Here is a 24,221-nt window from a genome sequence, read left to right as displayed (position 1 = left end):
TCTACGTAACTGATCTATTTATTTTGTAATGTCATCTATATGATTAAAATAATTTTTCTTCTTTACTAGATGTAAATGTTATAATTCACTTTGTTATATGTTTTGGCTATTTGTTATCGTCAAAATAGTATTACAATTGTAAAAAAATGTATAATTGTTCTTTTCAAAATGACTTTTTAAAAATTGCTATGTATAGCATGCAAATATTCTATATGATTGTGCATTAATTAATTTACTTAGTAGTAATGGTGTTCTAAATATTATTTCATCTATGTTTAGGATAAATAATCTTGATTGTGCAGGATACGTGAGAATTAATAGTACAGTGACTTATTGCTATATGTGATTATGGTTGATTAGATTTCTGATGATTATTTAATAACTTTGATAGGTTGTCTATTGTGCTTAGATAGCATTGTTTTATGTATTATTCTTAAATATTACAACCAATCTTGATATTATTCATAAATTTTATATTTACTTAATATAAAAATGATATTTTGTAAAAGACTATATGTAAGTTTGCCTATCAGAAAGAAGACTTGATTATGCATTCTGATCCAAATTCTATACAGATTCAATGGAACTTAGATACCACTTTTTACTTGTAAGAAGTGATATATCTTTTCTAAATGTCCATATGTCTTCGATCTTATTGATTTTTGATGTACTGCCTTGTAAAATATTACCTTCTTGGTCTTTTACAAAGTTTATTTGTTCACTGATAAACTTTAGTGTAATGTATACAATATTTCCTGATATGTCTAGCTTAATTATTTTATGATATACTACGGATACGATTACATCCTCATGTATATGGCCGACTTGTTTTCGGTATTCTATCTCTTCTAAGAATGAGTTATACACGTTTTTATCAAGTAGTGATGATAAAACTTGTGTATTTTCTTCATTTAAAGCTTTAATGATAATATCAAATGCTTTCATTGATCCATCCATAAAATATTTTAGGGAAAATTCCCGGTCTTTCCTTTTTATGGTATTAATGATGGATTTATCATTATCGCTGCAGGATTCCATAATTGATTCTATATCGATGTCGGTGTAATCGTGACTATGATCTTCTTGTATTAAAATACTTACAGGTTGGACGTGATTATTTGGTTGTAATCCTGAAGTTCTTCCAAGAGAGTTATATAGACGAAAAAAAATGAATGCTGCTACAAATGCATATATTGCTAATTCAACCATATAATCCTAATTTTTATTGACAAAAGTGCATACTACGTATACTTAACTAATATTATAGCTTAGTGTACGTTAATCAATAATTAATTACATTATTTTTACTTTGGAGCTCATGTAGTATGTCATATAAATTAGACGTTAAGGCGCAGTATATTAAGGACCTTTCTTTTGAAAATCCAAATTCTCCACAGATTTTTGTTATGATGAATAAGGCTGCACCTGATATTAATATTTCTGTTAATGTTAGTTCTATTAGTCTTCCAATTAAAGTAGATGATCAAAAAGATAAAGATAATGCCAATAGTCTATCTTCTTCTCTATATGAGGTTACATTACAAGTTAATGCAGAAGCTCGTGTTCAAAATACTGTAGCATTTATTTGTGAAATTAAATATTGTGGTGTGTTTGCTATAAAAAGTAATACTGAAAATAGTGAAGTTGATTTAAGTCAACAAGAAATAAAAGATATGTTATTGGTCACTGCTCCAAGTATTTTATTCCCATTTGTTAGAGAGCTCATTGCTAGAGCTACTTCTTCAAGTGGTTTCCCACCTCTTATGCTTGATATAGTTGATTTTAAAACTATGTATGAAAATCAACTTAAGCAAGGTGCTGGGCAAAATGATAATGATACTTCCATAAATTAATGTTTTAGGATTACTGGTGTACTTGATTTGTATAAATATTTTATATATGGATATGGGTTTTTTGTCTTATGAGGTTATTGGTAATAGGTAAGCTGTTTTGTATTTTGATTGCAGTGTTTTATTGTGGTGCTGCATTTTGTGATGGTGTTAATGTTCAAGAAAGCCAGCATAAATTTTACTCTGATACTTTAGTTAAAATTAGTGATGATATTTCTCCTAAAGAATTGTTAACATTGTTACCTAATGACCGATTCCTAGGTAATACGAAAGCTCCAGTAGTAATGATAGAGTATGCATCTTTCTCGTGTATGCATTGTGCACATTTTGCGTTAAATATATTTCCAGTGTTAGAAAGTAAGTATATTAAGGAAGGCAAGTTATTATACATTTTTCGGAATTTTCCTCTAGATTATGTATCACTGAAGGCTGCTATGTTGGGTACGTGCTATGATACTGCTAGTAGTTTCTTTACATATAATAAAGCTGTATTCAGTTCTATAGAGGCATTAGTCACTAATTATAGGGATTTAGGGGTATTATCTAATATTGCAAAAATTAGTAATATTAGTGAGGAAAGATTTAACAAGTGTGTTAATGATGAAGATATTATGAACTATATTATTCAGGAAAAATTTGTTGCAAGTAGAAAATTACAGGTAAATGCTACGCCTGTATTTTTTATTAATGGGAAGAAGTATGATAAAGCACATGATGTTGAAAGTTTTTCTGAGACAATTAATGAACTAATTATGTTACATCCTAATTATTCATTATCTAATGGTAATCCACATGATGATGTTCACTAAATCTATCTTGTATGTATGATTCTATAATACTGTTATTGTAATGTGCATATTAAATGTATACTTAACTTAATGAATAGGGGAAGGTTGACTTTTTAATACTTCTGTACTTAATCTAGTAGTGTAATTCTGTTTCTTAGCATGGTTTACTAACCTTGTTTTCTTATTGTTTTGTGTGTTTGAAGTAATTGTACAATTATATCAGATAATACAAATTTGTAGGTTAAGGATTATTATAATATTGTTAGTTTAGTGTATTTTTATCACTGTATTCACCATATACACTGGTTTAGTACTTAAACTTTTGTTGTGGAACAGGTGTCGGATTTTCTGTATTTATAAGGGTTTCGTTCCAACCTGGAATGTCTATAGGACAAACCAAACTATTGTCAAATTATGATGCTTAATTTTTTATACTATACAGAAAATTAAAGTTTCAATATGTATAACACTTTAATAATTTATTATACTATACTTTTATTCTATTACTAACCAATGCACTGTACAATTATAACATAACTTAATGTGTACACTGAAATATATGTGATTAACGACCTACTTTATCTTGATGATTAATTTTATAGATCGCGAAAAAAATAATAATGTACTTTTTTTATCTTTAATTATATTCATATGGAATTTAAATAATATGCTATGCAGCAATGTTTGTTGTATTGTCTATTAAAATTATGAATATCCTAGATTATATTTTATGGATTTTCCTAAATAATTGACTATGTTGTTATTTATTAGAGTATTTACAACTTTGAAAATTAATAAATTATATTCATATAGCTGTGTAATATTTTGTTATTAAAGAATATAATAAGTTTTTTTGAAAAATATATGAATTACTGTTTTTATATATCACTAACATTACTCATAATTATTGTATAGTTAGAGTGTAATAATTCAAGGATATTACAGGTATTATTGTTATATGCTACTTTTTTATATATGAAACATTTGTGTTATGTCTTTGTAAGAAGGTAGAGTTTCAATTTGTCCTATTGCTGCTAGTGTTATTTTGTTATTACTGCATAGTAATTTATTAATGCAGTTAAGAATATCTTCAATAGTGATGTTTGAAATCTTCTCTAGTAATTCTTCTTTTGTAATGTAACGGTTATAATGTGAGTAATAATATCCTAATGCTTCTGCACGTGCAGTTGTGCTTTCCCGTGACATTAATATTTCAGATGTTAACTTATCTTTTGCTCTTGTTACTTCATTCTCTTCTAGATTTGTATGAATGTTTTGTACCTCAGTGGCAATGGTATTTAGTAATTTTGGTAAGTTATTTTTATCTGTTGCTGTGTATATTGAAAAAATTCCATTATCACTGTAGCTTGAGTTAAAAGATGAAATACTATAAACTAATCCTAGTTGTTCTCTAATTTTTTGAAACAGGCGTGATGACATACCGTTACCTAGTATTGAATCGAGAATCTGTATTGTATAAAATTGATCATCTTTATACGAAACACTAGGGAATCCTATTACTATATGTACTTGTTCTAAATCTCTTACTTCTCTATATTCACCGCTTACGTAAACAGACTTATTCATACTTTTAGGTATGGATCTTGTCATTTTAGCAAAATACTGAGTAGCTAAATCTACTACTTCATTATGTGTAATATTACCAGCTACTGACAATAGCATGTTACTAGCATGATAATGTTCTTGCATATATGTACGTAGGTCTTCTTTAGAGAGATTGCTTACTGATTCTGGCGTCCCTAAAATAGATTTACCGAATATTTGGTTAGGATAAGCAGCTTCTATGTATTTGTCAAAAATTATACTAGTAGGGGAATCATTGGTTTGGTATATCTCCTGTAAAACCACACCTTTTTCCCTATCTATTTCTTCTTGAGGAAATTGTGAATTCAGTATTATATCTGCGAGTACTTCTATAGCTATTTTTATATCTCTTTTCAATATTTTTACATGATATACAGTGTGCTCTCTATCCGTATGTGCATTAAAATTACCTCCTATATTGTCAAAAGTCTGTGCTATATCAAGTGCTGTACGAGTTTTAGTGCCTTTAAAAGCCATATGTTCTAGGAAGTGCGAAATACCAGTTATATTTGTATTTTCATATCTACTCCCAACATTAACCCAAATGTTTATAGAGACAGATTCCACGTAAGGCATAGTATCAGTGATTATGGTAAAACTGTTATTTAATTGTGTAATATTTGGCAACATAGTTTTGCTGAGGAATTAATGTGTTAAGTTTATATTTTGAATGACATTACTGCAACAAATAATTAAATATTATGTTTAAATGGTGTTATATTGGTAGGAATTCTTAAAAAAATATCAAAATAGCTATAGAAGTACTCGCAGATATAATACTGAATTCACAATTTCCTCAAGAAGGAATGAGCGAAGAAAAATGTGTATTCTCTCACTATGACGTGTGATAGGTAGTAGTTGAGCTATGGGTTTTTCTGCATAGTATTAAATAACTTTAATTGCGACTACATTGCATATGTTTATAAGCAATTTTATAGGTTTTTGTTATAAGCATATATAGTAATGTTTGATGTAAATTAACTATAAAAGCTATAGTAAGATTAGTATACAAATTATATAAATTCTCATACTTTACATTTTTTTTATTATATTAAGAGATTTGTGTTTTTCTTGAATTAATTTGTATACCATTATTAATAAGTATGAGAGCATTTAGTTGCACAGTGAGTTGTAAAATTTTTATAGTATAGTATTTAAGTATCATAGTATTATTATCTATATTGCTTAGTGTTAAATAGTAGTTTTACTGTAAAATAGGGAGCTGTATAATTTATTCTGTTTTTAATTTTTATTGATCTGCAACTCATTGTACGTAATTGTATTAGTTAATAGTTATCTAATGATAATCATGATTACTGAGTATATTTATAAAGTAGTTGTAAAAAATCTATGCAATATTTGTAAGAAATTTGTTTCTGGTATTTGTATGTATACATGTTCCATTCATTGAGTAATTATGTGAGATAAACTTAAATTTAAGATTTACTATATTGATTATGATCTTGTTAGTTTGAAAAAAAAATGATAAAAATAACTACTTAAATTTTATTAATAATAAGTAGTATCACTGTTAATTGATTAAGGGTTTGGTTTGCGTAAAAAAATTAAGAAGGTGTTAATTTCTGGTAAAAGTGTCTGGCCAATAATAGAAGGTGGTAAAGGTATACGTATAAGTGATGGTAAAACAGCTGGTGCTTTTGCTGCTGCATCTGCTGTTGGTACATTTTCTGGGGCATGTGCTAAATTGGTGGATAATAACGGAGAATATGTACCTTTGATATATCGTGGTAAGACTAGACTAGAGCGTCATGATGAGTTAGTAAAATATAGTATTGATGCAGCGGTGAGTCAGGCTAAAGTAGCACATGATATATCTACAGGATTAGGCCGAATACACATGAATATATTATGGGAAATGGGAGGTGCTCAAAAAATACTTCATGGTGTACTCGAAAAAGCAAGAGGTTTAATTCATGGTATTACTTGTGGAGCTGGAATGCCGTATAAGCTAGCTGAAATAGCTTCCCAATATCAAGTGTATTACTATCCTATTGTTTCATCTGCTAGAGCATTTAAAATCCTATGGCAAAGGTCTTATCAGAAGTTTTCTAAGGTACTTCTTGGTGGTGTGGTATATGAAGATCCTTGGTTAGCTGGTGGACATAACGGTCTTAGTAATAGCGAGTCGCCTAATGAACCTCAAGGGCCTTTTGAACGAGTTGCAGCAATTCGTGAGTATATGAATGAAATAGGATTGTCTGATGTAGTACTAATTATGGCAGGTGGTGTATGGCATTTAAAAGATTGGGAATCATGGTTTGATAATAATTTGATTGGTCCTATAGCATTTCAGTTTGGAACAAGACCTTTGTTAACACAGGAAAGTCCTATATCTGCTGCATGGAAAAAAAAATTAATGTCTTTGAAACCTGGGGATGTATTTTTAAATAAATTTAGTCCAACAGGATTTTATTCTTCTGCTGTTAAAAATGAGTTTATCAAGGAATTGCAAGAACGTAATGCACGTCAAATTGTATTTGAAGAGCAAATCAGTGAACGATGTAGTGTTGAACTTTCTATTGGTCGTAGAGGTAGAAAAGTGTATGTTCATCCAGATGATAAAAAACTATCAGAAACATGGATGTCTATGGGTTATACAGATACTTTAAAGACACCGGATAATACTTTAATATTTGTTACTGAAAGTAAATCACGGAGCATAAGAGAAGATCAAATAAATTGTATGGGATGTTTGAGTCATTGTAGGTTTAGTAATTGGAAAGACTATGGGGATTATAATACTGGGATTAAGCCAGATGCTCGTAGTTTTTGTATTCAGAAAACGTTGCAAAATATTATTGCTGGAGTAGATCATGAGCATGAACTTATGTTTTCTGGGCACAATGCTTATAAATTTGTAGAAGATGAATTCTATAAAGATGGTTATATTCCTACGATTAAAGAGCTTGTTGAAAGAATTTTAACAGGGTATTAGTTTTTTTACAAAAATTAATAATGTAATTTTTATATACGTGTAAAATTAGCATAATGGATAGCATGAGTCCTAGGTTTTACATACATGTATAGTAAAGAGATCATGATTATAGTATTGAATTATATTGATATAATTTTTCTATATGTTTTGCAATCATATCTACTTCTATGTTAACTATATCATTTACTTTACTGTATTGGAAAATAGTGTTGTTCCAAGTATATGGTATGATATTTACAGAAAATGTATTATCAACGATAGTGTTTACAGTCAATGATACTCCATTTATACTTATTGAGCCTTTTATGATAATATATTTTAATAGTGGTTCTTGTATCTGAAATATTATGTTATGAGAACTATTGATGTGAGTAATTGTTGTTATAACTCCTGTGCTATCTACATGCCCTTGTACAAAGTGTCCATCTAAACGGTCATTCATTTTTAAGGGTAGTTCTAAATTAATTTTTGTGCCTTTTTCCCAATATGTAGTATTAGTTACAGATAGTGTGGCTTGTGAAATATCAGCTGAAAAGTATTCATTGTGTAATTGTACTACGCTTAAGCATATGCCAGAACATGCTACTGAACTTCCTAGTTGTATTTTACTTAGGAAACTTGTGTTATGTGGTTTAATGAAAACTTTTGTATCACGTTCTTTACTATGATCTATACCAATAATGGTACCTATATCCTCTATAATACCTTTAAACATTCCTGTATATAATTTGTTGAACAGTTAGTCTATTTGATTGGGTAGAAATGTCAAATTTTTTCTAATGTTTAAATTTATATTAATAATTTTTATTGGTAGTGTTTACTCAAATTAAGAGTGTATTTTTCATAATAGATAGTATTTCGTATCGTATTATTATATAGCTATGCTAGTGTTTTATAGATTATTTATATATGTTCTGGAAATTATAATTATATAATATGTAAATTAGCAATATATGTGTTTGTAGCAGTGTTTATTATGTTTTGTTTTATAGCTTTTGAATCAACTGTGGTATTCAACCAATAATCCTGCCAACCTGTAGGTATTTTAATACAAGAATACAACAATTATGATGATACTGGTATTATGTGTGATAAAAGTATCAGTTATTATCAAAGTAACTATTAGTTATATGTAATTTCTGGGGTATATCATGATACATAGTTGATTTTTTCTATTATGCAAGTTTACGAATTAATATTAAAACTATAGATAGTAAGTTATTAAGTATATATCCAAGTAGATCAATGGGAATTTTTTTACATTATGTTAGTCTACGTAAAGATTTACATGGATTTTGGAGACGTTGAGTCAAAAATGGTAAGTATAGTGATAAAGCTGATTTGTGGATATTCAAACTTATACAAGCTATTGTACTTGTAATAATTGTATGTTGCTGGTACTGCCTCTTCTTTTTATGGTGTATTTATATGAAAAGGATTGTAAAAAAGAAAAGAAATGGTTAAACATTCAGAAATATCCTTGAACTTTTCCATTTTGTAGATCTATAAGAGAAAGATTGTAGTTTTTTGATTCAGATAATTATAGTAATGACAGTGACTTTTCAGATACAGCTCCAGAATTATCACCTTATGTACTATTACTATGTCGAAACTGAGTAAAGTCTTGAAGGATTTTTATGAATTTAGAGGTGGCATATTCCAAGCTATAGTAGTGCTAACAGATGTTGGGGTATGATTCATGTGTATTTTTAAACATCCTATATAAGGTTTGTATAAGGTGTTGTCTATACAATTATCCTTATTATATTATCGCCAATATTACTGTATATTTATGTTTTAAAGGGACTCAATGAGAAGACATAAGACATTTTGTATCTGGAGATTCTAGTAATGCATTTTTTAGAATTAGAAAACAATCCCTTACTACAGCTATATACGGTGGTAGTGTTAGTCAATATTATACAGATGGTTCTGGTATAAATAGTGTTTATTGTAAATACTATTGTAGGGTATTGGCTGAAGAATTCATCATTATATCATTAAAAGTTATTGTGAGTTTGAGTGATATCCTGCTCGAAGATTTTTATGTTACATTCTCAATGTCTCTGGTATGTGAACTATGATATTTATGTCGTATAGTGATACCTTCAAAGCACTTTTATGTGTAAATTTATCAAATAACTAGTTTTTTTATGTAAGATATTTGAGAATTCAGTGATTCTTGTTATTGATATGGTATAGCTTATCCAAAATTATAGATATATTTTGAGGGATAACTACTATTATGGTTTTTTATATCATGTGCTATTTATGTTAGTTTGTTAAACGTGTGTTAGAATGTGTTGTTATTTTTCTGTGATTTATAAAGTTAATTATTGCTATCGGATACCTCATTAACTACATATATTTTGATGTATATATTAAGTTGTATTATTAATTTCTTGTTGTGAAATGTATTGATGTGTGGTAGAATGTTAACGTGTAACTAATTACTTTATGTTATGTTTTATGATGGAAATAAGATATACCGTCCTATAGGAGAAGAAGTAGAATATGTAGAGGAACGTTCATATATAACGGAAAGCCATAATAGTCAATATGTACAGGGTACGCAGGAAGTAGGTGTAAATAGTAGTATGGAAGCTAGTAATGAAAAAAAAGTATTAAAACCTGAACCTAAACCTGAAATAGACCCTAATGCTCCCTATGGGAAATTCATGGGGGCAGCTTTTTTGTCTGGCAATCCGATCTTAAAGGGAATACAAATTATAATGTGTTGTCTGCTTTTCGTACTACTATTCCCTATAGTTTTTGTAGTGGAAGCAATACGTATGTGTTGTTGTTGTGTAGTTGACGATATAGAAGAGGACGGCGTAAAAGATTGACTCTGTATTCCAAAAAGACGTGAGCATAAAGTGTAGCGGTGGGCCTAGTAGACATATAGATATAAGTGGTACTGAAACTGGTAGTATATGTAGTTGCTGCAGCAGTTACTATAGTACAGTTGATTAAACATATGTTTATGATGTAATAATTAATTTTATATGATCTATCAAATTAATTACTATAATCAAGTTATCCATTAACTACGCATATTTTTGTATATATTAAATTATGTATAGCTTATTATTGCAAAATATGTTGATTTATGGTAACGTAGATAAATGGCTTGTTAAATATTAAGTTATTATGTCTCCCAATCCAACAGACTCAAGTTCAGATTCAGATATATCCTCAGGTGAGCGTACAACTGAAAAATTACAAGTACCTATAAAAAAAAAGGTAAGAAAGAAAAGACTACAAAGACAGAACGCAATGCATGAAGAAATGCAGCCCTTAACAGGTTCGCAAGATGGCAATGTTAGTGCAGAGTCGTCGGGTAAGGCTTCTAGTGAGGAAGTACAAAGTACTAAACAGAAAAATACTTATGATAGTTCTACAGATCCATTTTTGGGAACTCCTTATCTGTTCGATAATATTGCATTAAGGATAGTACAAGATATGTTCTGTTTAATAATTTTGCTGCTATTATTGCCAGTAATAATGCTTGTATCGATTTTTAATAAGTGTTTTAAGTGTTTACCTGAAAAAGTAAATCAAGGAGGAGAGGAGCTGGAAGTAAGGGACATGGGATATGTAAGAGTAGCAGCATCCTCTAGTCAAAACTCTGGTGGTACTGATAGTGATCATAATTGTGATGCCCAAGACCCTTCTTCACAGTTAGTAGATGGTACTTCTAGTGGTTGTAACAATGGGCGTTCTGTACCTTAATTATTGATTGTATTGATAAATTATGTAGTTAAAATATTAACCGTAAAGTTTATTTGTGTAGGCGTTAGATAATATTGATATAAGGGTTTTAGTGGTATTTTCTACTTAAAAATTTATGTTATTACTAAGTAAGACTTTCATATCACGTTTTTAAATTTTTATACTATGATGGTTGTAATTTTGCATCCTTTATGATCTGATATTTTTGTGATGTGTAATCGCTGAATAACAGATTTTTTTGATTAGGGATAAGTACAAAGTGTTTTAATGTTTATTATAATGCCATTTGTTGGAATAGTTAAAATTCAAAAGCAATTATATGTTGTTAGAATAAGGCAGTAACGTGGTTTTTTTATATCATGTGCTACATTATTTGTGTTAGCTTGTTAAACATGTGTTCGAGTGTATTATTATTTTTTCTGTGATTTATAAAGTTAATTATTACTATCAAGTACCTCATTAACCACATATTTTTGGTGTATAATATTAGTTATATTGTTAATTCTTTGTTGTAAAATGTATTGGTGCATGGTAAAATACAAAGTGTAAGTAATTATTAAGTGTTATGCATTATGCCGAACGATCAAGAAGAAAAACCACTAACAGATTTACACAAAAATCAGAGTCGCAAAGGTCGAAGTAACAAAACATATGGTGAATTTTTTGGAATTCCTTATATCTCTAATAATATTATAGTAAAGGTAGTGCAGGCTGTGCTTATTGTTGTACTTTTGCTGCTTGTATTTTTTCCAATATACATAGTGACGACCTGGTGGGGTGGTGTTGTTCTTGTATGTCTGCAAAACACGATGATCAAGAATCAGGAATACATCCAGTAAATAATGCAGATCAGGTGTCTAGTAGTAGTGATCCGAGTGGTCCAGGTGGTAGTACATCTGTTACAATCTTGAGCAATTCATCTGAAATAAAACAGGATTCTAACTCTGGTGGCGACACAGGTAGTGATGGTCGTAATAATGAAGGGTCTCCTAATACGCAATTATGCTGTTGAGATCCTTGTTATTGTAGCGATATCAGTGTCTCTTCTGTATCTTAATTATTATCAATTTTTATTGTATATGTATAAAATCACTTAGTTAGGTGTTACTTGTAAAATTCGCTAGTATATTGTACTTAAACATTAGGAGGATATTCTTGAAAGCTTTCATTTATACTGCTATTTAATTTTATATTGTAGATGAAAAAGGTTCTCGTGTTACGTCCTTAAGTTTTGTTCTATGCTAGCTGTAGTATTTATGTTCTCTATGACATCTTTGAGTATTTTTGTAATGTGATTTGCTGAGCGGCTAGTTTTTTTGACTAGGTATAAGTGTCAAGTATTTTATGATGCCATTTGTTGGTGTAGTTAGCACTTATTCAAAAATAATGATATGTTGTTGAAGTTAGGTGTATAAATAACATGGTTTTTATACTATATGCTGTATTATGATATATTAATTTATTAAGCATGTGTTTAAATGTGTTCTTTCCTATGGTCTATAAAATTGATTATTATATCGAATAATTTAAACTATATATGTTTTAGTGTATATATAGGTTATCTTGTTAACTTTCTGTTGCTAGGCCTGCTATTTTAATAATATAATACAACATAGTGGTTATCTATGTTGTGTGTATGCTAATAAAGTTAAGGCAATTTATAGAAAAGCAAATTAGGGTTTTGTCTATAAAATTGAGTCAGTGTCAAGGGAGCATAGAGCAAGGTCCAGAGGATTATCCAGGTGGCATGTACTTAGGGTTGCATATATTACATCATCCTATAATAGCCTGTATTCAAGTTACGTTTTTAATGATAATATTTGTTGTATTGTTGCCTGTAATTTTGCTTTTTTACTCTATATTATTAATTAAAGATATGTGTTGCTCTGCGGGTACTACATGTTATGGAGGTGTTAATAGTTATTTTGTTGATGTTGAGGCTTGTAATGAGGTAAAAATGTGTAGTGAAAATATATTTGTTAAGAATCAGAATTCTGTTGTTCAGTCGGGTAATAGTGAGTTATCTTGTTCTCAAGTTTATGTAAGTATAGAAGGTATGGGTAATATACTTTGTTAGTAGTTAGTTATTATACTGTATTCCGATTGTAGTATTTGTAGGTAGTATACTTGTTAAAATGTTAGATAAGAATATTTAGTGATATGGCTGTACTACACTTGGCACTATTTAAACATTTGTGGCTGACTTTTTTATTTTATATACTATAAAGGAATGTTTATTATATAAATTTAGTCAAGACCTTATATTAGGTTTTAAGTTCTAGTTTATTATGGTTGTGGTATCTAGATTCTTGTTATTTTTAATCATCTTTATTTTTTAAATAGCAGGTGTATTTAATTAAGTTTGGAAGTATCATATTTTCTCCGATACTTGAAATGTATTATAGTTTCTATTGGTAGGAAGCCTTTACTTAAGTTCGGGATGTCTTTTTAAGAGTGTATGGTAAATAGTATTTTGTATTATATACTATAAACTATGATATATTACTCTTAAATACATATTTGACGTTATATCATTATTTTTTGCAATGTATTAATTATTGTGTAGTTTATGAGTCATTATATATACTTTTAATATATATACTAGGTAGGTCCTTAATCTTTTTATTGTATAATCTCTAAATTTCTGGTAACATGAAAATGTGTTTACTAATAAGTGTTGTGTATATGTCATTAAAGTCAAAAACGTATGTTAATCTCAGCAATGCTATTCGCTACAACAAGAAAGTTCTTAAAGATCTGTTAGAGGGTAAAAAAGAAGTTGGCGTAGATCTAGTTTCTGAGGGGTCAGAAAGTGTTAAACAAAGTAAATTGCAACGTGCAAAGGACATATTGCTAAAGTCTCTAGCATATTTTGTATGTGGTATTGTATTTCTTTTGTTATTTCCAGTATTGCTTTTTGTTTGTGGTATGATTGTTATTTATGACTCTATATTCCATGCTAAAAAAGAACCTGAAAAGTACAAACTTAAGTCAATACTTGATGTTCTTGATAAGGATAAGGGAGATGTTCATGATCCATTATTTTATGTTGCAAGATCTATGTATGCACTAGTTAGCGGAGATCTCGCTCCATTAGATCCTGAAGAGCTAAACATTCCTTCCAATCATCCTTTTGCGGACGTTTTCTTATCTTTGGATGAGAGACTTGTTTCTATGCAATATGTGGAACTATGTGGGAATAAAATACGGGAAATATTACGGAATACGAAAGACCCACAATATACTAGTGAGGCTGCTATAGCGATCAATTCGATCTTGGGTCTTGCTATGTGTGGTCTACACTGTGGTATTACGGGTATAAACCTCACAAAATTTTTTAAGGTATGTGCTGAGCATCCGGACCTTGAGAAAAAAATTTGTCCGTTAGGTTTAGGAGGAGTAAATCTAGAGAAAACGGAGAAAAATATAAAAGGTGTAAATATAAGTTCTGGCGAACTTAGTCAAAATCAATATAAAGGTGAGCATGATTTAGATTTAAGAGATGCACTACCCAATGATGATAGGACTCCAGATGAATTAATTTTGGGTAATGGTGGAGCATTAGTACATGATCTTATGCAAGGTATAAGGTTGGTAGGTTGATATTTTAGCATGTTATGCATTAAGTATAGGTAATTTTGATTATTAATATTCCTGTTAGGTTTTCTATAATATTTTGCAAATTTACAAGATTAGATTTGTATTGTATTGTCTCTAGAAGTTACTTGGTGATTTATTATTAAAAATATGATTAACAATATACTGTGAATATTCAAGGAATAGGTATATGTTAAATTATAGTTAAATAATAGGTGTTCATTCGTTAAGGTAAGTGTTTTTTGTTAAGTTTAAGTAACCTAGAGATAGGGTAATGTGAATTATGTTATGATAGTAATATAATTTAGGCTTAGCATTTGACCTGCTTTAATAAAGTAACTTGAGTGGTAATATGTTTTTGTATTGGTAGGAAGTAACATATAGAGTTATTGAGCTTAATAGTATATCTGAAATTTTAAATGATATACTACTAATGTCTGGTAGTTTTATACAGAAATACTGTTATTCTATGGGTCCTCTAAATCAGAATTTGGAATTCTACTAGTTTATTAGTGTATTATATAGCGAAGGAAAAAATCAATAAGATAAAAAGGTTATGTAAGTATTAAGTTGTATACTTAATGTATATAAAAATAATCATATAATGTACTTTTATGATGTTATGTGTAAGGTATAGTATTGAAAAATGATGCTACATTGAGTGTACAGTTTTCATCGTATTTATATTATACAAACAATTAAAAAAAATACTAGCATTGTACCTATAGTTGTAGAAATTATGATTTTTGATGGATTTTGCTGATTACTCTAATATTTTAATGATCTTATATTATTAGTTGATCTAAGAATGCTATAGAATTAAATCTATCGTTGTTATTATTGGGTATAAAAGCTGTTGTTAAATAGTAATGTTCTTAGGTGATATCAAAACTTTTCGATTAATATGATTAGTATACGTTAGATTATTATATTTTTTTCGAATGTTAGTTTTATTATTTTATAACACTGCCTTTAAGTATCATGTTCTTATTATATTGTGTGTAAGTTTCTATTGTCATTAGGTAATATATGTTGGTATTATCCCTGTAAGGTAAGAAGTGGGAGAATTTTATACTAAAGTTCTTAAGGTGTAAAAGGGATATAAATACAAGACTATGCTTGTTATAGTCTGTGTAGTATGTAGGATAGATTAAATTGCTAACATTTTAGATAAAGAGCTTCCCTTAGTAAAGGAATAAGTATTTTTGCAGTAAAGAATATATAGTATATAAGCAATTTGGATTATTTTATATGTAGTAGTTCTATAAGCTAAATTGTGTGTAGTATTAAATAGTGAGAATTGCTGATTATTGCTTAAGGAACGTATGGCATATAGTAAAATTAACGCTAAATGTAATAATTGGTCTGTATACCAAAATTAGTTGCTAAGTTTATAGAGGGCGATGCTACTTGTAATACAAATGTGTCTCTCTGTAAACAAGAAATATGTATGATTTTATCTTCTTAAAATATCAAGATGTGGATTATTATGTGGTTGTTTTTTATTCGATAATACTTAATTATTGTATGCATTATATGACAATCTTTATGCTACTTAATTGTGCTGTAATAAGTAATGGATGTAGTTAATTTACTGCAGTTTGCTATATGGGTTAAGAGAATCAGCATAGTTTGTGCTGATTCTGATTTGTATAACAGACTATATATGTCATCTTACTAGTTAAAAGTATACATCTACTACTATGATAAGTGGTGTTTTTGTTTTTTATTACATTTACCTGTAGGCTGGTTATATATTTTATATATGTTATTAGTGATATTTGTTAATGTAACTGTTGTGTTTAGGTATAGAGTATATAAAAAGAAGTAGTGAAAATATAGTTTTGGTGTATAATAAACATTATATTATCTACTTAATGGTGTATATATATTAAGTGACTTATTAATATATGTGAGTGCCAGGTGTTTTTCAAGGTTATGCTTATCTATTATGTATGCTGTTAAAGGTTATATGGGGTTTTTATAGTATAGTAGTTTAGCATTGTGCTTGTGTTTTGGTAGTATTAAGCCTCAATTCTTGTGGTTTATGTTCATAGTAATAATGCTTGTATTTAAGAATGTGTACATGTTGTTTAGCATTAAACTGCTTTTATTAATGGTAAGTTTGTATGACAATATTGGGTTCAAGATATAGTGGTGGTTTGGCAAGAGAGCTGCTTTATAATCCATTAATATGGATATGTGCGTGTTATGCTGACCATCCTCTGCTAGGTACATTAATCATGATATTCTTTTTTGTACTTATTGTAATGTACCTCTTAGTATTATTTTTTGCTTTTATATTTGATGTGTGCTGCAACATATACGACAAAATAAAGTCACGTAGGCAAAATCCTATGAATGGAGTACAACAACAAGATCAGAATTATAATGATGGTTTTCAAGGTTGGAGTAATAAGTCTGTAGATCCTAGTGCACCTCCTTATGAGGGTTATAGTACAGAGTTTGTTCAGCCTAGTGCACCTCCTTGTGAGGGATCTTGTTATCAATCTACTACGGGTACTGATATGCATGGTGGAGCTGATGTGACTAATTGGCCTGTAATGCATATTGATGAAAGTGAAAATCCATCTTCTAATGTCGATAGTATTGCTATATATCCTGGAATTCATGTCCGTGGTAATGTCCAGATTTGTAACAAAAATTTACACCTCGATCCTCCACCACCTTATCATGAGGTAGTATGTAATGGTTATTATGTATAGTATTATTTCTTCTTATTAAATTATTTGTATTAATGTAAATGATAGTTCTTGTATGTTACAAATGTTATTCTGTATAAATGGTGGGGGTACCTTTGTTCAGAGTGCATAGGTTAGTATGTGAGTATTTTTGCTATAAGGTTTATTTATAATGTCATATGTTATGTTTCTATATTAAAATAGTAAGTTTTAGTAATGTATAGTGAGTAAGTATCTGGTTATACCTATTGTATGATATGCAATCATTAATTTTATTGTATTTAAATGCATGAATATATAGGAGTAAATGATTGTAGTATAAGTTTTGTTCAAAATATGTCAATTGATGTGGTGTTATATATTACGAACAATTTATTGGTCAGTAATTTTATTATATTTAAGTACATGAATATATAGGAGTAAATGATTGTAGTATAAGTTTTGCTCAAAATATGTCGGTTAATGTGGTGTTATATATCACAAACAATTTATTGGTCAATAATTTTATTATATTTAAGTACATGAGTATGCAGGGGTAAATGATTGTGGTGTAAGTTTTGCTCAAAATATGTCGATTGGTGTGGTGTTATATATCACAAACAATTTATTTGTCAGTAATTTTATTATATTTCAGTACATGAGTATACAGGAGTAAATGATTGTAGTATAAGTTTTGCTCAAAATATGTCGATTAATGTGGTGTTGTATATCACAAACAATTTATTGGTCAGTATTTTATATTGAACTGTATTTCTAGTAGCCTTTCTTGGTAGGTATTCTATAATTTTTTATGTACGTGACTTAGAGTTTATATTGTATTGCAAATGTATTAGGTGTTTTTGTGAAGCAATATAGTTAGAGTGATAATACTACAGGATATATATCTGTATTGCCAACTTTTCCTTCCAAAAGTTTTATGTCTTAGTTGTTCTGAATATTATTAATGTACAATATTTATTTTTAATAATTATATTGCTATTAGATGATATGACTTTTTAATGCTTATTTTATAAATCTTAAATTTCTGTTGGAGTGTGTTTATTCAGGATGTAAGCATCGATAGATCAATAATGATGTTTTTAGATTACTGTATAATTGGATAATTCGTAGGTGGAAATATATTTATTTTTTTATACAAATTAATTTTTATGAGTTAAAATACTAATAGTATTACTTTAATTATTTTAACCTTGGTTAAGAGAGGTGTACCTGTATGTTAAGTAACCATAAGAATAAATCTGCTAAAGAAGACGAAACAAACAAGGGTTGGAAGTGGAAATATTGTAAAAAAATAATAAAAAATAATCCATGCATTATGTGTAGCAGTGATTGTAGTGGTGGTGGTGATAATCCTATGGTTGTGGCTCTTCTTGTAATACTGATAGCAGTATTTGCGCTTTATTTATTTGTATTATTAGGAGCTTTTATCTGGGATGTTGTGTCTAACTTATGTGATAAATATAAAATTACACCTTTAAAGTCTACTGATGATTGCCTAAAACCATCTAGCTTCAAATGTAATCCAAAATTATTGTCACCATCGTCTTATGCTGCAATAACTGTTCCTGTATCTTGTGATGTGTGTTCATAGCTTTAATATCGCTCAAAATAAAATTATCTAGAAAAACATGCTACATGATTATTCTTAAAGTAATATTGTTAGTATTTATTAATATAGGAGTTATTGAGTTAAATTTATTAAATTTTAGTGCTTCTAATTATTTTGTTATATAGGTATATGTTAATAATATTACTTAGGAGTATAGAAATTAGGTATTAATAAATTTAATATATAATATTTCTCTGAGTACAAAGTAAAGTTGTTCAATTTATATGCTGTGTTTTGTCATATTAATGAAGTGTGTTGGTATTTTTTAGTTAAAGTACTAATGATATATACTGTACTATAATTCTAGAGTTAATCTTCTAGAGTAAGTGATTATATAATTCTAATAATGAGTTTTATGTTTTGTATACATTAAATTTTTTAATAAATTATGTAATTATTAATTTATAAATATGAAATATATAACAATGGGGTAGTTAGTAGTATATGAAATGTTATTAATAGAATATCATATTGCAAATGTATGATGCTTTTGATTGTAATATTTCAAACTATTATGTGTATGAAAAACAGTGTTTAATATTAGTACAGTTGGTGTATATAGAGTTATGTGTATAAAATATTTATTCAGTTATATTCGTGTCATCTGATTAAGATTCACATCTCTTAGATCAGTATACTTTCCAATAGTAAAATATAAAGTCTAGTTATATTCTAGGTTAAGTTTTGATATGGTGATTAATTACTATATTATACATATATGTTATGAGATATATAAGTAATATGTCTTAAAAATCACATGTATGTTATAATAGCTCTACATTATTGGAAAGTATACTGATCTAAGAGATGTGAATCTTAATATGAGTTATAAAAAATGTAGAAGTTAGAGTTTATGATACTTTAAAATTCTGTTTTTAAATGCATAAATGCCAATGTATTTAGGTTACTAAGTGTTAATGTCAGAATCTGGCTTATTAACATTTTAGTTACATTTCTCTTAATTTAAAAATGATTATTAAGTGTATAAAAAGCTAATTTATAGCGTATTTAATGAAGTTGAGTTAAAAAATAGAATAAGTTTATTTTAACTTATATTAGTGATGTTATATATATGTGTTAACTTGTCATTTTGGTTATTGTAGTAAATTTTAGTAGAAGTGTATATAAAGTATATTTAGTAAGTAGGGTCATTCAGTGATCATTCAGTAAGAGTCTGACTAATTCTGTTGATAAAGGTTTAGAAATTGTGGAGATTAATATTTTTTATACATTGATTAAACATTGATAGGTAGGGTTATACTAATTATTTGGTATATGAAAAACTATGGAAATTTGTGGATGATAAGTTATGAAATAGGATGATTAAATTGTAGGATAATAAGAATTACCTGATTTTAGTAATTAGGAAGTTTAAGTGTGAGTGTTTTAATGTGTTAATTACACTTTTATAAACAGGATTGTACTAATTATTTGATATATAAAAAATTGTGGAAATTTGTGAATTATAAGTTATGAAATAGGATGATTAAATTATAGGATAATAGGAATCATCTGATTGTACTAATTAGACGTTTTAAAGTGACAAGGTTGATGTTTTGGTGCATTCGCTACATTACTATAGACAAGATTTTATTCATTACTTGATGTATGAAAACTATAGAAATTTGTAAATTTTATCAGAATGTTTTTCAGTATGTTACTGACTAAGTGATCAGTAGCATGTTGTTTTTTGTTAAAGCACTTCTTATAATAGTAATGTGTGTTAGTTTGGTGTAGCCTATGATAAAAGAAGTATTGGGGTTTTTATATCTTGTAGTTGAAGCTGTTACTAATTTTGCTGTGAATACTAGGGCAAGGGTTAACTCTATAGATGTTAGGGCTAATGCTACTGAGTTGATGAATGGTGTAGCAAATGAATTGCAAAATGTTACTGGTGTTTTAACTAATTCTTCATTAACCTATAATGCTACAGATGTAAATGGTATATTGCAAAATACTACTGTGACTCCTAATAGCCCAGTAGCTTATAATGCTACAGGTGTAGGTGATATATTGCAAAGTACTACTATGATTCCTAATAGCTCATTGTATCATGTTACAAGTGTCAATAATGTTGTTGATCACTCTAGCAGCTATGTGCAATATTATATACTGTGCTTTGTGGGGTTTGTAGTTATATTTCTAGCATGTCTTATAAGATTATGTGTTAGTAATGGACTTTGTAGTAGGATAAACCGTACTGGACGTGTTAGTAGTGGTTATATTTATGATGAGCCAGATAGTGGATGCGGAACTAGTATTGAGAGTAATATGAATTCTATGGAGAATGAGGACTATGTATTTGTTTATAATCCTGAATACATGAATAGCAATAATATGGATGAAGGTGATAATTCATTTTCTATGGAATTTGCGTTTCAAGGTATTAATTGTGAGCCTTTTGATGATATAAGTACTGCAGAGACTGTATGTTCTGCTGATTTCAGGTATTCAAGTGAGAGTGATGAAAACAATAGCGATGAAGAGTTTGATAAACAGGGGGAAGATGCAGAAGGTATGCTTCAAAGCGTAAGAGTTGTATCTTCAACTAGCATTAATGAAACTAGACTATAGGTTTGTAATGGAGATAATAGTGCTGTTTAAAATATAAGCTGTGTCGTAAATGTTTATAACTTTCACATAATTATTACAATCTAACTAGTCATTTAATAAAGAATATACTCAAGAATATCCTAGAAAAATTTACAAATTTCTGTAGTTTTTTATATATCAAGTAATAAGGGAAACTTTGTCTATAGAGTATAATGTGGTAGTAAGTTAGTAATGTAGATAATAATAAATAGTATTACGATAGAATATTATTGTCAAAATTGTTAAATAATTATATCTGATAATTATTAGGCTGGGGTATCGTAGCTTTTATTTTAGCAATTAAAACATTACTTGATTGTATTGTGTATATTATAAATTTGATTTATAGAAGAAATTTCCTTGGGTGTTAGTATTTAGTGTTTGATATCAGAGTTAACTATAATAATGTAAATAATTCTATGAGATTGTGGATATAATTAATAGACTATTTTTTACTTATAGGGACTATAAGTTCTTAGCCTAGTGTTCATTGTTTCTAATCTCTTATTATTTTAAGGATATATACTTTTGTGTACTTACAGTATTTTTATTGTAGTTTTATTTGTCTGTTGATTTATTGTACCTGTACTGTAGAATAAATCGTACATATGTTTCTATTGTGGTGTTATGCTTTTTAGTGATTTACTACATGCGATATTAGGTGCTTTTAGAATTGTTGTTAATGCTGCTGTTAGTGCAGTACTACGTAATAATACTATTATACAGCCTGTAGGTAATGTATCTGAAGAAATAGGTAATATTTCATCTGATGTATTGCCTAATACATCTGTTCCTTTTTCACCTACTGTTGTTACTAATTCTTTCTCAAGGAATAGTACTACTGTATTGAACGAGAACAATGATAAACGTATTGTATCCGTTGTGTGTATGTCCGTACTATTTATTATTTTTTTTTTTTATGGCCTCAGCTATTTCGGAGAGGTAATCGTCCTATATATCGTCGTGATAGCGGATATGGTGATAGTATTAATGAAACTGAGTGTGATGAGCCGGAGGGTCATGTTAATCAAGCGATTATAGTGAATAACGTAAGTTATGAACAGGAGGTAGTTGAGGATTATAAACCGTGGCCTAGTACGGGTATGCCAGATTATGATAGTATAATGTATTCAAGTTGTAGTAGTTTGAGATATTCAAGTGAAAGTGAAATAGAAGATAGTGTAAATAGTAATAATGAAGATGATATATTTGTGAATGGTGATTTACAAGTTGTTGAAAAAAATATAGGAGGGGGGGGGGGAGAAGTATGGAATAATATAACCACTGTAGAAAATAATGGTAATATAAATGGTCTACCTGAGATTGACAATTTACAAAATGTTGAAAAAGCCATTAATATTACAAATAACGAATCTCAAGAGGAAGAAGATGAAATACCGCTTAAGTTAATGGGTGTCACTGTTATACGTACAAGTGGTGGTAATAGTGTTATTTATGAAACTCGATTATAGTAGAAGAGTTTTTTAATATTAATTGTAGTTTATGATATCAATTACTGGAGGTACATTTGTAATCGTAAAGATATTTTCATGATTATTAATTAATATTATATGTTGTATTTAATTATCGGTTACTTACTAACCTCATTATACAGTATACATAGATTACTTTATTATACTAGGCATCTTAAATTTTATGCCTATAGTATGGGAGTTATTGAGATAATTCATGTTAGTCAGGATGTTTTTACTGTTTGATTTTAATAATATAAGTTATTCATAGTTTTGGATATTTAATAATTTTGATTGATCTTAAGTTAAAAACCATATATATGACATAAAATTTGTACAAATAAATGATACTTAATAAAAGTGTTTTACTATTTAAAGTGTAAGTAATTGTAATAATATAAGTTGTTCATAGTTTTGGATATTTAATAATTTTGATTGATCTTAAGTTAAAAACCATATATATGACATAAAATTTGTACAAATAAATGATACTTAATAAAAGTGTTTTACTATTTAAAGTGTAAGTAATTGTAGTAACAAAGTTGTATCATAGTTCTAAATATGATCAATAATGTTATTATTTATTAACTTTTGTATAATTGTTGTGGCTAATATTTTGTTTTTATAACCCATAAGGTATGGTATGGATTACTCAATGTAGAAATTGTCTAGTTGCTTGTTGTTTTAAAAGTACATAATTTTACAATATACTATTGTATGGTTTTGGTTGTTTACTGACTTATTAATACCACTTTTAGTAGTATAGAATATGTGTGTTATTTGGTATAGATTATGCGTCGTTTACTTTTCATGAGTGTAATACAGAGTATTTTAGCTCGGATTATTGGTAATATAACGACAAGTAGCTCTGTTAATACAACCAGTGAATCATCAGAGAATAATAGTACAATGGTTAATAGTACTACTAGTACTCTGCTTGTGAGTGCATTTACATCTTTTGTTAATACTACAATTACTAACTTATTGGGGTTTAATACTACGGGAGTGAATAGTACTGATATCCCATTGAACGCATCATTACCTTCATTAGAGTATGACTCTACAGATAGGAATAGTACTACTACTGATAGTGGTATGAAAATATTTGCATATGTCGCTGTTACTGGAGTTAGTCTAGCTATTTTTGTTTATTTGATGTATATGCTGTATAGTAATAAAGAATATTCCTTGTGTAGTAAGATATTTAAAAATTGTTGTTATGAAGATGACAATGGGAATGATAGGGATGATATTGAAAGTGGTTATGCAGGAAGTATATCTAGGAGACGTAATAGGCCGCGTATTCATATTTTTAATA

At 28.6% G+C, this 24,221-nt stretch carries 18 protein-coding genes; 14 read left to right on the top strand and 4 right to left on the bottom strand.

All coding sequences use genetic code 11. The annotated features are described in order from the left end of the window. Positions 1–567: 567 nt before the first annotated feature. Complete coding sequence (locus tag EDL80_RS04160; protein ID WP_158406920.1) at positions 568–1,209, bottom strand: Tim44/TimA family putative adaptor protein; 642 nt, start codon at positions 1,207–1,209, stop codon at positions 568–570. 116 nt (positions 1,210–1,325) lie between these two features. Between EDL80_RS04160 and secB the strand changes: the two genes are divergently transcribed. Together secB and EDL80_RS04150 are read left to right on the top strand one after the other, a co-directional pair. Next, entirely contained in the window at positions 1,326–1,853 is a 528-nt protein-coding gene (secB, locus tag EDL80_RS04155) for a protein-export chaperone SecB (RefSeq protein WP_158406919.1), read from the top strand. Between the two features lie 68 nt (positions 1,854–1,921). Further along, positions 1,922–2,659, top strand: a complete 738-nt coding sequence (locus EDL80_RS04150) for a DsbA family protein (RefSeq protein WP_158406918.1) — start codon at positions 1,922–1,924, stop codon at positions 2,657–2,659. A 948-nt stretch (positions 2,660–3,607) separates the two neighbouring features. Here the strand turns inward: EDL80_RS04150 and EDL80_RS04145 are convergent. Beyond that, complete coding sequence (locus EDL80_RS04145; protein WP_158406917.1) at positions 3,608–4,873, bottom strand: M16 family metallopeptidase; 1,266 nt, start codon at positions 4,871–4,873, stop codon at positions 3,608–3,610. A gap of 922 nt (positions 4,874–5,795) precedes the next feature. Here EDL80_RS04145 and EDL80_RS04140 point away from each other — a divergent pair. Next, a complete protein-coding gene (locus tag EDL80_RS04140; protein ID WP_158406916.1) occupies positions 5,796–7,199 on the top strand; it encodes an NAD(P)H-dependent flavin oxidoreductase in 1,404 nt (467 codons plus the stop codon). 106 nt (positions 7,200–7,305) lie between these two features. On the opposite strand, the gene EDL80_RS04135 is transcribed toward EDL80_RS04140, so the two are convergent. Continuing rightward, positions 7,306–7,914 (bottom strand): riboflavin synthase, encoded by a 609-nt coding sequence (locus EDL80_RS04135; protein WP_158406915.1) that lies wholly within the window; start codon positions 7,912–7,914, stop codon positions 7,306–7,308. A gap of 1,747 nt (positions 7,915–9,661) precedes the next feature. Between EDL80_RS04135 and EDL80_RS04130 the strand changes: the two genes are divergently transcribed. From EDL80_RS04130 to EDL80_RS04090, 9 genes are all read left to right on the top strand, one after another. Continuing rightward, a complete protein-coding gene (locus EDL80_RS04130) occupies positions 9,662–10,045 on the top strand; it encodes a hypothetical protein (RefSeq protein ID WP_158406914.1) in 384 nt (127 codons plus the stop codon). 304 nt (positions 10,046–10,349) lie between these two features. After that, positions 10,350–10,931, top strand: coding sequence for a hypothetical protein (locus tag EDL80_RS04125; RefSeq protein WP_158406913.1), 582 nt, complete (start codon positions 10,350–10,352; stop codon positions 10,929–10,931). Positions 10,932–11,503: 572 nt separating this feature from the next. Then, entirely contained in the window at positions 11,504–11,770 is a 267-nt protein-coding gene (locus EDL80_RS04120; RefSeq protein ID WP_158406912.1) for a hypothetical protein, read from the top strand. Then, entirely contained in the window at positions 11,725–11,943 is a 219-nt protein-coding gene (locus EDL80_RS04115) for a hypothetical protein (protein WP_158406911.1), read from the top strand. Before EDL80_RS04120 ends, EDL80_RS04115 begins: the two co-directional genes overlap by 46 nt. Positions 11,944–12,567: 624 nt before the next feature. Further along, positions 12,568–13,008, top strand: a complete 441-nt coding sequence (locus EDL80_RS04110; protein ID WP_158406910.1) for a hypothetical protein — start codon at positions 12,568–12,570, stop codon at positions 13,006–13,008. Positions 13,009–13,616: 608 nt separating this feature from the next. After that, positions 13,617–14,534 (top strand): hypothetical protein, encoded by a 918-nt coding sequence (locus EDL80_RS04105; protein WP_158406909.1) that lies wholly within the window; start codon positions 13,617–13,619, stop codon positions 14,532–14,534. A 2,123-nt stretch (positions 14,535–16,657) separates the two neighbouring features. Further along, positions 16,658–17,254: a hypothetical protein gene (locus EDL80_RS04100; protein WP_158406908.1), complete on the top strand. Its 597-nt coding sequence runs from the start codon at positions 16,658–16,660 to the stop codon at positions 17,252–17,254. Positions 17,255–18,443: 1,189 nt separating this feature from the next. After that, the gene (locus EDL80_RS04095; protein WP_158406907.1) at positions 18,444–18,821 is read left to right on the top strand and encodes a hypothetical protein; all 378 of its coding nucleotides are present in this window, start codon (positions 18,444–18,446) and stop codon (positions 18,819–18,821) included. 1,758 nt (positions 18,822–20,579) lie between these two features. Continuing rightward, positions 20,580–21,413, top strand: a complete 834-nt coding sequence (locus tag EDL80_RS04090) for a hypothetical protein (protein ID WP_158406906.1) — start codon at positions 20,580–20,582, stop codon at positions 21,411–21,413. Positions 21,414–22,045: 632 nt separating this feature from the next. On the opposite strand, the gene EDL80_RS04085 is transcribed toward EDL80_RS04090, so the two are convergent. Further along, the gene (locus tag EDL80_RS04085; RefSeq protein ID WP_158406905.1) at positions 22,046–22,291 is read right to left on the bottom strand and encodes a hypothetical protein; all 246 of its coding nucleotides are present in this window, start codon (positions 22,289–22,291) and stop codon (positions 22,046–22,048) included. Between the two features lie 24 nt (positions 22,292–22,315). Here EDL80_RS04085 and EDL80_RS04080 point away from each other — a divergent pair, with 24 nt between their 5' ends. Together EDL80_RS04080 and EDL80_RS05035 are read left to right on the top strand one after the other, a co-directional pair. Beyond that, the gene (locus EDL80_RS04080; protein ID WP_158406904.1) at positions 22,316–22,903 is read left to right on the top strand and encodes a hypothetical protein; all 588 of its coding nucleotides are present in this window, start codon (positions 22,316–22,318) and stop codon (positions 22,901–22,903) included. Between the two features lie 792 nt (positions 22,904–23,695). Beyond that, positions 23,696–24,221: hypothetical protein (locus EDL80_RS05035; protein ID WP_196587315.1), on the top strand; the 526-nt coding region annotated here is incomplete at its 3' end.

The organism is Ehrlichia ruminantium, from assembly GCF_009728835.1.
GTDB lineage: Bacteria > Pseudomonadota > Alphaproteobacteria > Rickettsiales > Anaplasmataceae > Ehrlichia > Ehrlichia ruminantium_B.
The sequence above is the reverse complement of the archived record's forward strand: the minus strand, read 5'-3'. Positions and strand labels throughout refer to the sequence as shown.

What these genes read in the sequence shown, in the direction of transcription:
- EDL80_RS04105 (WP_158406909.1), top strand. Translation starts at nt 13,617, where the DNA reads ATGTCATTAAAGTCAAAAACGTATGTTAATCTCAGCAATGCTATTCGC.
- EDL80_RS04115 (WP_158406911.1), top strand. Translation starts at nt 11,725, where the DNA reads ATGTCTGCAAAACACGATGATCAAGAATCAGGAATACATCCAGTAAAT.
- EDL80_RS04110 (WP_158406910.1), top strand. Translation starts at nt 12,568, where the DNA reads ATGCTAATAAAGTTAAGGCAATTTATAGAAAAGCAAATTAGGGTTTTG.
- EDL80_RS04145 (WP_158406917.1), bottom strand. Translation starts at nt 4,873, where the DNA reads ATGTTGCCAAATATTACACAATTAAATAACAGTTTTACCATAATCACT.
- EDL80_RS04130 (WP_158406914.1), top strand. Translation starts at nt 9,662, where the DNA reads ATGTTTTATGATGGAAATAAGATATACCGTCCTATAGGAGAAGAAGTA.
- EDL80_RS04090 (WP_158406906.1), top strand. Translation starts at nt 20,580, where the DNA reads ATGATAAAAGAAGTATTGGGGTTTTTATATCTTGTAGTTGAAGCTGTT.
- EDL80_RS04120 (WP_158406912.1), top strand. Translation starts at nt 11,504, where the DNA reads ATGCCGAACGATCAAGAAGAAAAACCACTAACAGATTTACACAAAAAT.
- secB (WP_158406919.1), top strand. Translation starts at nt 1,326, where the DNA reads ATGTCATATAAATTAGACGTTAAGGCGCAGTATATTAAGGACCTTTCT.
- EDL80_RS04125 (WP_158406913.1), top strand. Translation starts at nt 10,350, where the DNA reads ATGTCTCCCAATCCAACAGACTCAAGTTCAGATTCAGATATATCCTCA.
- EDL80_RS04135 (WP_158406915.1), bottom strand. Translation starts at nt 7,914, where the DNA reads ATGTTTAAAGGTATTATAGAGGATATAGGTACCATTATTGGTATAGAT.
- EDL80_RS04160 (WP_158406920.1), bottom strand. Translation starts at nt 1,209, where the DNA reads ATGGTTGAATTAGCAATATATGCATTTGTAGCAGCATTCATTTTTTTT.
- EDL80_RS04100 (WP_158406908.1), top strand. Translation starts at nt 16,658, where the DNA reads ATGACAATATTGGGTTCAAGATATAGTGGTGGTTTGGCAAGAGAGCTG.
- EDL80_RS04150 (WP_158406918.1), top strand. Translation starts at nt 1,922, where the DNA reads ATGAGGTTATTGGTAATAGGTAAGCTGTTTTGTATTTTGATTGCAGTG.
- EDL80_RS04095 (WP_158406907.1), top strand. Translation starts at nt 18,444, where the DNA reads ATGTTAAGTAACCATAAGAATAAATCTGCTAAAGAAGACGAAACAAAC.